The sequence below is a fragment of the Proteus cibi genome, assembly GCF_003144405.1.
In the GTDB taxonomy this organism is placed as follows: domain Bacteria; phylum Pseudomonadota; class Gammaproteobacteria; order Enterobacterales; family Enterobacteriaceae; genus Proteus; species Proteus cibi.
In genome coordinates this window covers 65,119-77,565 of record NZ_PENW01000003.1, presented here as the reverse complement: position 1 = coordinate 77,565, position 12,447 = coordinate 65,119, and the positions used below count along the sequence as shown (strand labels likewise).

Genomic DNA, 12,447 nt, shown 5'->3' with positions numbered 1-12,447 from the left:
AAGAAAACCTGCTGATTTATTGAGCAATAACAAGAATGACGGTAATTGATGATGAATAGAGTGATTAATAGCGCAGTGAACACTTATTACAGGAGAACGCGCGGAAAAAGGAAGGATAAAAAATATTTTTTTCGTGCTAAAAACCCCGGAATGAAAACATTCATTCCGGTTTATATGCATTTTATCTTATTAGAATAAGTAAATATCCTATCCTAATAATGTGTTTATTCTTTTACGACTTCCGCAGATAAAATAGTGACCGTTTTTACTGGCACATTTTGGTAAGGTCCAATATTACGAGTTGGCGCTTGTGAAATTTTATCAACAACATCCATTCCTTTTACAACTTTACCAAATACGGCATAGCCAAAATCACGTTGACCGTGATCTAAAAATGCATTGTCAGCCACATTAATAAAGAATTGGCTGGTTGCGCTGTCTTTATCTGATGTACGCGCCATCGCAATAGAACCTTTTACATTGCGTAATCCATTGTCGGCTTCATTTTTAATTGGCGCTCTGGTTTGTTTTTGCTGTAAATCCGCAGTAAAACCACCGCCTTGAACCATAAAACCAGGAATAACACGATGAAAAGTGGTCCCGTTATAGTACCCATCTTCGACATACTGAATAAAGTTTTTCGTTGTGATTGGCGCTTTTTTATTATCCAGTGAGATTTCAATATTGCCTTCAGAGGTGACTAATTTAACGAAGGTTTCTCCCGTTGCCATTGCAAAAGTCGCTGTTGTTAAAGTGCAAGCGGTAACGAAGGTGACAAGAAAACGTTTTAACATGCAGGGATCCTTTACTTTAATAGTCTACAACTTACTTAATATGCAGCGATTCTAATTCGCTGAGGTAAATAGTGCCAATCATTTACCTTTATTTACGCTCAATAAGTCTAATTACGTTATAACAGGGTAAATTTTAATTTTTAAGCACTGTTATAAGTCATTAAATTGCGCCAAAATAGAGCAAATAGTATTTTAGATATTCATTTTCATGCAAAATTGAAATGAGTATGCATGAAAAGCCGCATTATTTCAGAGAGGTTTATACCATAATGACCCAATTTAATTACCAAAAAGCACATTTCATCATCAGTGCGCCTGATATCCGTCATTTACCACCAGATACAGGAATTGAAATTGCCTTTGCGGGTCGCTCTAATGCCGGTAAATCCAGTGCTTTAAATGCGTTAACCCAACAAAATGGATTAGCTAGAACCAGTAAAACCCCAGGTCGTACGCAATTAATCAACCTTTTTCAAATTGAAGAGGACTTACGCTTAGTCGATTTACCAGGCTACGGCTATGCTCAAGTTCCTGAAGAAATGAAGCGTAAATGGCAACGCTCTTTAGGGGAATACCTACAAAAAAGGGAGTGCTTAAAAGGTGTCGTTATTTTAATGGATATTCGCCATCCATTAAAAGATCTCGATATGCAAATGATTGACTGGGCTGTAGGCTCAGAGCTTCCTACTCTCGTTTTACTGACTAAAGCAGATAAATTAGCATCAGGTGCGCGTAAAAAGCAGTTAATGAGTGTACGTGACGAGCTGGCAAATAAAGTTGGTGATATCCGCGTCGAATATTTTTCATCATTGAAAAAAATTGGCATTGATAAGCTACGTAACACACTTAATGAATGGTTTTCAGGTTCAGAAGAACAGCCTACAAATGATAACAACGCTTAATTATCTTCTTTTTTCTCAACGATAACGTTCTGCTCTTCTAATTGATAAAAGGGAAATCTCTTTTCCCTTTTACTTCTCGCACAAACCACTTCAGTGAATTTTAGATAAAAAAATGCCCCAGTCGAAATAAAGTCAACTGGGGCAGCTAATATTCAGCTAAATCCGATTACGTGAAGTAAAAGGTCTGAAAGATAGAACATCTTACCTCTGTACCCTACGAGAGATAATGTACTCTATTTTATTGGTTAATAAAAGCCCTTTTGTAATTTTTTTTCACATGCAGACACGATTCAGCCATGTAATAATGTATTCAAACCATAAATAAATGTAGTTTAATTACATAATTATGAGACTTTAATCACTTGTGTGAATATGATTAAAAATAGAACAAATCACACAAAAGGTGCGGTTTATCCTGAATGATTTTGTGATACGCTTATTGCGAGACCGTAGTAAATATGTAATTAGCGATAAAATGAGGTATCCATGGCTGTATTAACGCTCCTGCGTTTTCCTGATGAGCGTCTGCGCAAAGTCGCAGTACCAGTGGAAAAAGTAGATGACGAAATACGCACATTAATCGATGACATGATTGAAACCATGTATGCAGAAAGAGGTATTGGCTTAGCCGCACCTCAGGTTAATGTATCTAAACGCATTGTTGTCATTGATGTTTCTGAAAACCGAGATCAACCCATTGCACTTATCAATCCTGAAATTATCAGCACTGAAGATGAGGTAATGGATATGATGGATGGGTGTCTATCTATTCCAGATTCTTTTGCTCCAACAGAACGTTACCGCTTCTTAAAGGTTAAGGCATTAGATAGAAATGGTGATGAAATTGAACTTGAAGCCTCTGATTTGTTTGCAGGCTGCATTCAGCATGAGTTAGACCATCTTAATGGCAAACTCTTTATTGACCATTTATCTCCGTTAAAACGTCAACGTATTGAGAAAAAACAGAAGAAATTGAGCAAACTGATAGACTCACAAGTTGCTTAATTATTCACTTATCTCTTTTTCACATTTTGATAAGTTTTGACATAAAAAAGCTCGGTCATTAACCGAGCTTTTCTTGTATATAGAAAAAGGCACAATCCTGTGCCCTTTTCTTGTTAAGAATAGTATTTAAAAACTAGTGTGCTTCATCCCAGTTATTGCCAACACCCACTTCAACTTTCAACGGAATAGCCAATTCCATACTGCTTTCCATCAATTTATGGATCATGATATTTGCGTTCTCTAGATAAGACTCTCGCACTTCAAACACTAATTCATCGTGTACTTGCATAATCATATGCACATCAGCAGGACATTCATTGCAAATCCAATTATCCACCGCAATCATTGCTTTTTTGATAATATCCGCAGCTGTACCTTGCATTGGCGCATTAATCGCCTCTCGCTCTGACGCTTTACGACGAATGGCATTCTTTGAGTTAATTTCTGGCAAATAAAGGCGACGACCATCTAACGTTTCAACATAACCTTGTTCAGAAGCCTGTTTACGTGTGCGCTCCATATAGTCCAAGACACCCGGATAGCGTTCAAAATAGAGATCCATATAACGCTGAGCTTCTCTTCTCTCAACACCAATCTGTTGTGATAAGCCAAATGCGCTCATGCCATAAATAAGACCAAAGTTGATCGCTTTCGCACTACGGCGTTGCTCTGAAGTAACGTCTTCTAAAGGTATACCAAACACTTCAGATGCCGTTGCACGGTGAATATCTTTACCTTGAGCAAAAGCATCTAACAAGCCTTTATCTTGCGATAAATGTGCCATGATCCGTAATTCAATTTGTGAATAGTCGGCAGCAACAATTTTAAAGCCATCACGCGCAATAAATGCTTGGCGAATTCGACGCCCTTCTTCATTTCTCACTGGGATATTTTGAAGATTCGGATCGCGAGAAGACAAGCGCCCTGTTGCCGTTACCGCTTGATGATATGAAGTATGTACACGCTTCGTTTTACTATTCACCATCAACGGCAATTTATCTGTATAGGTAGATTTTAGTTTCGCAAGACCTCGATGCTCTAAAATCAAACGAGGTAATTCATGGCTATGCGCTAATTCTTCCAACACTTCTTCATTGGTAGATGGCGCCCCTTTCGGGGTTTTCTTGATAACAGGTAATTGCAGTTTATCAAATAAGATTTCTTGTAACTGTTTAGGTGAAGAGAGATTAAATTCTTGTCCTGCTAACGCAAACGTCTCTTTTTCAATTTCAGCTAAACGTTGTGTGATTTCTTGAGATTGAACAGCTAACACTTGGGCATCAATTAATACCCCCTTGCGCTCCATTCTAGAAAGCACAGGGACTAATGGCATTTCAATATCGCGGTAAACATGTTTTAGAGGCTCAATGGCTTCTATTTGAGGATATAGCGCTTGATGGAGTAATAAAGTGATATCGGCATCTTCAGCGGCATATAACGTCGCTTGCTCAACCTCAATTTGGTTAAACGTCAGTTGCCCTTTACCTTTACCCGCAATTTCTTCAAATGTTGTGGTTTTATGATTTAAATGTTTTTCAGCCAAAGTATCCATATCATGTCGATTACTCACGCTATTTAATACGTAAGATTCCAACATCGTATCAAAATGAATACCGTTTAATTCGATACCTTCATTTTCCATAATGCCACGGTCAAACTTCAAGTTTTGCCCAATTTTTAAAATATTTTTATCTTCTAAAATGGGTTTTAATGCCGCGAGCACTTCATTAACAGGTAGTTGGTCTGGCGCATCTAAATACTCATGACGCAATGGAATATAAGCGGCTTTACCCGGCTCAATAGCAAATGACAATCCCACTAAACGAGCATCAATATTATTTAAGCTGTCCGTTTCTGTATCGAATGCAAATGCAGGTGCTTTTTTGAGGCGCTCAACCCATCGCGCTAGGCTTTCATGCGTTAAAATAGCGTCATAATTCTCTTGCGTAATAACAGGAAAATTAGCTGAGACTGGTGCTTCTTTGGGTTTAACGGCTTCTGAGGTGTAAGGCACCGCCACTTTTTGTGTACTACGTTGTGCTAACCATCCGCCATTTTGAAGATCACTTATCCAGCGTTTAAATTCATAACGCGTGAACATCTCTAATAATTGATCTAAATTTGGCTCATTAACCACTAAGTCATCAAACGTTTTATCGAGTTCAACATCCGTTTTAATCGTTGCTAGCTTATAAGAAAGTTTTGCCACTTTCTCATGCTCAGCCATTTTAGCGCCAAGTGTTTTAGCTCCACGGAAACTTAACGTTGCGATATTATCCAGCTGTTGATAGATTTCATCTAAACTACCAAGCCCTTGTAAAAGACCTAATGCCGTTTTCTCACCCACCCCCGGAACACCAGGGATGTTATCAGATGAATCACCCATTAAGGCGAGAAAATCAATAATCAGTTCAGGAGGAACGCCATATTTTTCTTTAACTTCATCAGGGCCTAAAATGACGTTAGTCATCGTGTTAATCAGCGTGATCTTTGGCGTCACTAATTGCGCCATATCTTTATCACCGGTGCTTATTAAGACATCATGTCCATCCGCAGCTGCTTTTAGTGCCAATGTTCCAATAACGTCATCCGCTTCCACACCTGAAATAGATAACAAGGGTAAGCCCATGGCTTGCACCATCTCATGTAAAGGCGCTATTTGTTCACGTAAATCATCCGGCATTGGAGGCCGATTAGATTTATATTCCTCATACAACTCATCACGGAATGTTTTACCTTTAGCGTCAAACACAACCGCAACATGGCTTGGTTTATACTGTATTATCAGGCTACGTAGCATGTTCAACACACCGTACATCGCACCCGTTGGTTCACCTTGGCTATTGGTTAGCGGTGGGAATGCATGATAGGCGCGGTAAAGATATGAGGAGCCATCTACAAGGATAAAGGGGTTTTCTGCTATCTGGACCATAATCTGTTCATCATTGTTCTGAGGTTCGTTGATATGACTAGAATGCCACATCACAGCGCAATAGACGAATATTACCTGTTCTTAAATGCAGAAATTCGGCTTAATTACTCAATTATTTATTATTAGCCGAACTTAACAGAAAAAATAAGTATGAATGATAACTTAATAGTAATTAAAGGACTTTTTTATCATAAGCAATATTCTTTCATTTTATCTCAATTAAAAAAAGACTAAAAAGTAAACTTACAGTGTAAGTTTAAACGTATTTAAGATAGCGCTATTTACTCATCATTAATATTAATGTTCGTATTAGTGTCATCTTTTTTTATTAAGGATTTATTTTTTAGCTAATAGCAAAACAACCTGTGGATAACTCTGTGAGTAGTTTTGTAACCCTCTCTATATTAATAAGTTAGCTTCCTTTCCAATTTATTAACATAATTAAAAAATCAATCACTTAGCGAATTCATTAAGATATTATAAATTAATCGTAGTATTTTTTATTAATGTGGATAGTTGTATTATGACAAAAATATGAAAGTAAAAAAATAGCACTCTTATTTCTTGAGTGCTATTTTTCATATAAAAATCTATATACTTTTACTTAGTCTATATAGGAAAAATTAAGCCTATATTATTTTTTCAGCAATAATTGATTCACAATTTCAGAATATGTTTTTGCATACTCTTCTGGTGATTTTGCGCTGATACCATCATTTTTCATTTTATATTTACCGCCAATTATCATGGCAGGAACACCATTGATTTGGAAATCAGCGACAGCATTTTGTTGTTGGCTAACTAAAGAATTCACAACAAAACTATTCATTGCTGCATCATAATCTTCGCCTTTAACGCCGGCATTAATAAAGGCATTACGGATATCGTCAACAGAACGAATAGATTGCGTTTCTTGAATACCTTTAAATAAAACAGGAGAAACTTGATCTTCAACACCTAATGCCATTGCCACAGCCCAAGAACGTGTTAAATCTTTACCTAAAGGTCCTAAGAAATCAACGTGATAACGGACAATATTGGTATTTTCTGGTGCGTTCTTTTCAACGGTGCTATTGACTTTATACACTTCAGAAAATTGATAACAATGTGGGCAATAAAAAGAGAAAAACTCAACAACATCAGGCGCTGATGCAACAGGTTTAGAAAGGTTAGTGTACTGTTTTCCCTCAGAAATATCAGCAGCAGAAACACTGAATGCTAACACGATACTTGCTAACGCCAGCCAAATCTTTTTCATTTCTCATCATCTCCTAAGAATTAATACATTGGGCTAAGTTGTAAAGGAGGCTCGTTTAGTTGCTCCACTTGTCCCTTGAATAAGGCTAATTGTTTAAACCAAAAATCTTGCTCTTGAAACCAAACAAAAGCGCGAGGGAAAGCAGGATCATTCCAGCGTTTTAATACCCACGCGAGATAATGCACCATTCTCATTGCTCTTAGTGGTTCAATTAATGACAATTCACGTAAATCAAAATCTTGGTATTCATAATAAGACTCAAGGATCGTATCTAACTGTATAATCTGCTCTTGCCGTGAGCCATTTAATAACATCCAAAAGTCTTGTACTGCCGGTCCCATTCGGGAATCATCAAAATCAACCATTACAACTTCATCACGCCACAATATATTACCGGGATGGCAATCACCATGTAGCCGTAATATTTGCCATGTAGAATCCTCTATTCTGGGACGTACATCATGAATAAGTTTATCTATAACCTCTATAAATTGAAGTTTGAGGTTATTAGGAATTAACGCACTACTTTCAAATTCTAATTTTGGCGCTATGAGATATTCTGCAATAGAAACTGTAGGTCGATACTCATAACTCTTTTTTCTGCCTATTTGGTGAATGCGCCCTAATGTGCGTCCAACTTCTTCTAGCTGAAATAAATTATCAGTTTCATATGCTCTTCCCCCTATGCTGGGGAATATTGCAAAATAAAAGCCATCATCAGAAAGATGAACTGTCTCACTATTAATCATTAAAGGGGCAGCAACGGGTACCTCAGCCTCTTTTAATGCTAAAACAAATTCATGTTCTTCTTTTATTTGTTCATACGACCAGCGTTGAGGACGATAAAATTTCACCACATAACGTTGTCGATGCTCATCCATAAATTGAAAAACACGATTTTCATAGCTATTTAATTCTGTTAACCCTGACTCAGGATAAAAACCGATTTTAACTAACGCGTCCCAAATGTTATCAGGTGAAAGTCCCTGAAAATTAAATGAGGCAGATATTTCCATTTTCTATCCTGAATTTAATCTTTAATCACGCCACGAGCTCGTAAAATCGCAGTTTTAAAATCTTCTTCGTAATCTTTTTTCAGTCCTGGTATCACATCTGTCGGTGCTGAACCGCGCATTTTCAGATGGTAAATCAAAATATCATCAGTCAGATCAGATAATTGACCTTTAAAACCCGCTTCATCAGCCAGTTTCTGCAATAATTGAATTAAGTTTAAATCAGAATTTTCTTCCCAAACTGGGTGCAATAATTCCATAACTTCATTAAGACGGTGACATTTCATACAAAAAATCCTTATTATTAATTACAACAACAAAGTACCAATTATTATCTGATAGAAAAAGGAAACCTCTGTCAATATGCGTAAAGATTACGCTTTTTTGATAAAAATTGCTGTCGCTTTACATGAAATCTCATTAAGTCGATACTTCTTACTTAGTATATCGTCTTTATTTGATAAAAATCGTTCGGAAATTTTAGCCAATTTATTCACAAATATTGAATATGAAAATGAAGAATATTACAGGTGGTATACTTGCGGGTGGCCAAGCAACACGAATGGGGGGGGCTGATAAAGGGCTTCAAATTCTACATGGACAGCCTTTATACCAGCATATTGCCCAAAAACTAGCACCTCAAGTGGATAATATACTGATTAGTGCTAACCGAAATTTAGAGCAATATCGCCAAAGCCAATATCCTGTTATTACAGATGAAATAGAAGGATTCTCAGGGCCTTTAGCGGGTATGCTCACGTTATTAAAACAAGCTTCAACACCTTGGGTTGCCTTTGTACCTTGCGATGTCCCCTATTTTCCTCTTAATTTAGTTGAAAAACTCTATGAGCAAAGAGGTGAAGCATTAGCCGTTTATGTTAATGATGGTGAAAGAGAACATCCTACCTTAGCACTGCTAAATCGTCGTGTTATTCCTATGCTAGAAGCTTATTTAGCACAAGGTGATCGAAAATTAATGTTGTTTATGAAGCAGATAAATGCACATCCGGTTTTATTCGCGGATCAAGCGAGTGCTTTTATTAATTTAAATACCGCTGACGATATTGAAAAAGCCAACAAATTAAAAAAATAGGAATAAAAATGGCACAAGTTGATCTACCCCTTTTAGGGATCACGGCATGGAGTGGAACCGGTAAAACAACACTACTAAAACAACTTATTCCACAATTACGCAAAAGAGAAATTCGTGTAGGCATGATCAAACACACTCATCATGATATGGATGTGGATAAACCTGGAAAAGATAGCTACGAGCTAAGAAAAGCAGGTGCCGATCAGACATTAGTCGCAAGCCAACAACGTTGGGCATTAATGACAGAGACGCCAGAACAACCAGAATTAGATTTGTATTACCTCGCATCTCGTTTTGATGCAAGTAAGCTAGATTTAATCTTAGTCGAAGGATTTAAAGGCGAAACTATTCCTAAAATTGCACTTTATCGCCATATCAACGAGCGTGATTTTAATGATTTACTTGATGAGCATGTTATTGCCGTCGCCAGCGATTGTGATTTAAGTGTGGATTTTCCACTACTAGATATTAACGCACCCGAGGCTATTGCAGAATTTATTGCAGATTGGCTGAAACAGACGAAATAAAAGTCGCAAAGAATAAAGCGCCCTATAAAGGCGCTTTATTCTCAATCAAATAGAGGACGTTAAGCAAAAATAATAGCTTGATAAGGCTGAAGGATAAGGTCGCCTTGTGCATTTTCCACTATTGGGCTGTTATGCAAATAAATGTCTTTCGCTTTAATGGTTAGCGCTTTTTCTTCATCACTAAAATTACAGTAAATATTGATTGAGTTATCTTCATAAGTACGCTTAAAAGCAATCACATTTGCTGGTGGATCTAATGGTAAAAACTCACCATAAATCAAAATATCACTGATCTCTGAATGACGTCTTAATGCAATTAATTGTTGGTAATAAGAAAAAAGAGAGTGCTTATCTTGCGTTTCTTTCTGTGCGTTAATATCAACATAGTTAGGGTTAACTTTTAACCATGGTTTACCCGTACTAAAACCACCATTTATTTCACTATTCCATTGGAATGGTGTTCTTGAATTATCACGGCTACGGTCATTAAAATATTCAATGATTTGCTTATCGCTATAACCTAATTTATTACCCCATTCATACAATTTAAAAACATGTAAATCATCATGTTCCGCTAATGTCATAGGGCAATTTGTCATACCGATTTCTTGCCCTTGATAAATAAAAGGCGTTCCTCGTTGAGTTAATAAAAATGTTGCTAACATTTTGGCACTAATAAGATTAATGCCTCCCTTAGGGAGAAATTTATTTAATGAACGAGGTTGATCATGATTTTCTAAATAAGGTGCTCCCCAACCTACTCGTTGAGTATCTAGTTGGCTTTTAATAAATACAGGTTTTAATCTTTCGCCTGTGATTGGATTAATGGTGAATGGCTTTTCATTGCGAATATCTAAGTCCGCGATACTAAAATCAAATACCATAGAGAAATACCCATTCTCACCAACATAAGCACGTAAATCTTTTTCCGGTACATCAATTTCTGCAACTGTCATGCTATTTGCAGGCTTAAAAGTATTCTCAACTAATTCTGTTAAAAACTTATCAATACCCGGTTGATTTAAAACCCAAGGTACTAAAGATGCAGAACCATCATCTTTATCAGGTTCAAATTGATATTCTGATAAGGCTTCAGGAGATTTTTTTAAATTACCAATCGCATCAATGCGAAATCCTGCAACACCTTTTTTGATCCAGACATTTATCATATCGATAATGTCTTTACGTAATTGCGGGTTTTCCCAATTTAAGTCCGGCTGTTCAGGGCCAAAGGAATTGAAATACCAACGATTAGTTTTTCCAACGCGACTCCAAACAGAGCAATCAAAATAAGTGCGCAAATTATTAGGGGGAGTCGGCTTATCCCATTGTTTAAAAATATAATAATCGTTATATGGGCTATTAGGATCTTCAATTGCAGCTTTAAACCATGGATGTTCATTAGAAGAATGATTTAATACTAAATCTAATAGAATTTTTATATCACGTTTTTTAGCTTCGCTAATAAGTTTATCTAACTCGTTATTATCGCCAAAGATAGGATCGACAACAGAATAATCTGCAATATCATAACCATTGTCTTTCATTGGCGATTTAAAAATAGGACATAACCAAATAACGTTGGTACCGAGTGACTGAATATAATCTAATTTCTCTGTGATCCCAGCTAAATCCCCAATACCATCTCCGTTACTATCATAATAACTCTTGGGATAAATTTGATAAACCACGGCTTCTTTCCACCAAGTATTAGACATATTCACCTCACCAAGGTAATTAGTATTTATGGAACTGTTCCATAGTTAATATAAGATACTATAAGCACTAAAAGAGAGAGCAAGGTAATTAACATACTAAAATGTGAAATAGCTCATACTAAAAAAACACAATTACCTCAATAAAGATGGGTTTGTCATAATCATATTAAGATATATTAGGTCATCAACTAATTGAAAGGAGCAACAGCATATTCAATGGCCGGGATCCGTGATGTCGCAAAAAAAGCCAATGTCGCAGCAAGCACTGTTTCTAGAGCATTAAATAACAGTGGTTATGTGTCTCAAGCTGCGCGAGAAAAAATAAAAAAAGCGGTAGAGGAATTAGATTATATTCCAGATACTTGGCTAAGAAATTTATATCAACAAAAAAGTGCTGTTGTTGGTGTCATTATTAATAGCCTTGAATACCCTTATTTTGCGACAGTGACACGTTTTATTGAAAATAAACTCGCTGAAAACGGCTATAGCATGATGTTATGTGCAACCCAAAATAGCAAAGTACGTGAACGTATATTTTTTGATATGCTTAAACGCGGTCAGATCGACGGTATTATTGCAGAATATCTGTTATTGAATGATAGTGAATATCAGCATATTCAAAGACCCGTGGTAACGCTAGATCGTCATCTTCGTGATATTCCATTAGTTTGTTCCGATCACCATACTGGTGGTCGATTAGCAGCAGAACACCTTATTCAAAAGGGCTGCCAAAAAATCCTCTATATTGAAGATAATTCAAGTTATTTATCATCCACCCCTTCATATCAAAGCTGTTTGGCTTTTAAAGAAACACTTATTCAGGCAGGTATTAAACCTATTCCTTGCAAAGTAAATTGGAAAAAAGAAGAGAAAGACTATTTCCACTCCTTTGCAACAAAAACACTTTCTTTGCATTCAGATATCGATGCTATTTTTGCTGCTGATATTCCCGCGATGGCATTATTTAATGAAGCAACAAGGCGAAATATTGCCATTCCTGAACAATTAAAAATTGTTGCTTACGATGGCAGCCCGTGGTTAAGCCAAACACTGCGCCAATTAACTTGTATTGAACAGCCTTTTGAAAAACTAGCTGAAAAAAGTGTAGAAGTGATTAGTGCATTAATTGAGAATAAAGAAATAACAGATAATGTCTCTGTTATTCCGGTGCGATTTATCCAAGGTGAAAGTAGTTAATTGTTGAT

At 36.6% G+C, this 12,447-nt stretch carries 12 protein-coding genes; 5 read left to right on the top strand and 7 right to left on the bottom strand.

The window, feature by feature from the left end; translation table 11 throughout:
* Positions 1-224: 224 nt before the first annotated feature.
* Positions 225-794 carry a peptidylprolyl isomerase A gene (gene ppiA, locus DK865_RS00680; protein WP_023583283.1) on the bottom strand — a complete coding sequence of 190 codons (570 nt, stop codon included), beginning with the start codon at positions 792-794 and terminating at the stop codon, positions 225-227.
* A 269-nt stretch (positions 795-1,063) separates the two neighbouring features.
* Here ppiA and yihA point away from each other — a divergent pair, with 269 nt between their 5' ends.
* Positions 1,064-1,696 (top strand): ribosome biogenesis GTP-binding protein YihA/YsxC, encoded by a 633-nt coding sequence (gene yihA, locus DK865_RS00675; RefSeq protein ID WP_109390917.1) that lies wholly within the window; start codon positions 1,064-1,066, stop codon positions 1,694-1,696.
* A 152-nt stretch (positions 1,697-1,848) separates the two neighbouring features.
* Here yihA and DK865_RS19105 read toward each other — a convergent pair whose 3' ends face one another.
* Positions 1,849-1,896, bottom strand: a complete 48-nt coding sequence (locus DK865_RS19105; RefSeq protein ID WP_438361642.1) for a hypothetical protein — start codon at positions 1,894-1,896, stop codon at positions 1,849-1,851.
* Between the two features lie 286 nt (positions 1,897-2,182).
* Between DK865_RS19105 and def the strand changes: the two genes are divergently transcribed.
* Complete coding sequence (gene def, locus DK865_RS00670; protein ID WP_109390916.1) at positions 2,183-2,701, top strand: peptide deformylase; 519 nt, start codon at positions 2,183-2,185, stop codon at positions 2,699-2,701.
* Between the two features lie 133 nt (positions 2,702-2,834).
* On the opposite strand, the gene polA is transcribed toward def, so the two are convergent.
* The 4 genes from polA to DK865_RS00650 form a co-directional block, all read right to left on the bottom strand.
* Positions 2,835-5,633, bottom strand: coding sequence for a DNA polymerase I (gene polA / locus DK865_RS00665; protein ID WP_109390928.1), 2,799 nt, complete (start codon positions 5,631-5,633; stop codon positions 2,835-2,837).
* 634 nt (positions 5,634-6,267) lie between these two features.
* A complete protein-coding gene (gene dsbA, locus DK865_RS00660; protein WP_023583279.1) occupies positions 6,268-6,891 on the bottom strand; it encodes a thiol:disulfide interchange protein DsbA in 624 nt (207 codons plus the stop codon).
* A 20-nt stretch (positions 6,892-6,911) separates the two neighbouring features.
* The gene (locus DK865_RS00655) at positions 6,912-7,907 is read right to left on the bottom strand and encodes a serine/threonine protein kinase (protein ID WP_023583278.1); all 996 of its coding nucleotides are present in this window, start codon (positions 7,905-7,907) and stop codon (positions 6,912-6,914) included.
* 14 nt (positions 7,908-7,921) lie between these two features.
* A complete protein-coding gene (locus tag DK865_RS00650) occupies positions 7,922-8,191 on the bottom strand; it encodes a YihD family protein (RefSeq protein WP_023583277.1) in 270 nt (89 codons plus the stop codon).
* A 221-nt stretch (positions 8,192-8,412) separates the two neighbouring features.
* On the opposite strand from DK865_RS00650, the gene mobA reads away from it, so the two are divergent.
* Positions 8,413-8,997 (top strand): molybdenum cofactor guanylyltransferase MobA, encoded by a 585-nt coding sequence (gene mobA, locus DK865_RS00645; protein ID WP_109390915.1) that lies wholly within the window; start codon positions 8,413-8,415, stop codon positions 8,995-8,997.
* Between the two features lie 8 nt (positions 8,998-9,005).
* On the top strand, positions 9,006-9,524 hold the full coding sequence (gene mobB / locus DK865_RS00640) for a molybdopterin-guanine dinucleotide biosynthesis protein MobB (protein WP_023583275.1): 519 nt from the start codon (positions 9,006-9,008) through the stop codon (positions 9,522-9,524).
* Positions 9,525-9,583: 59 nt separating this feature from the next.
* Here mobB and DK865_RS00635 read toward each other — a convergent pair whose 3' ends face one another.
* Entirely contained in the window at positions 9,584-11,242 is a 1,659-nt protein-coding gene (locus DK865_RS00635; RefSeq protein WP_109390914.1) for a glycoside hydrolase family 13 protein, read from the bottom strand.
* Between the two features lie 216 nt (positions 11,243-11,458).
* On the opposite strand from DK865_RS00635, the gene DK865_RS00630 reads away from it, so the two are divergent.
* Entirely contained in the window at positions 11,459-12,439 is a 981-nt protein-coding gene (locus tag DK865_RS00630) for a LacI family DNA-binding transcriptional regulator (protein WP_109390913.1), read from the top strand.
* The last annotated feature ends 8 nt before the right edge of the window (positions 12,440-12,447 follow it).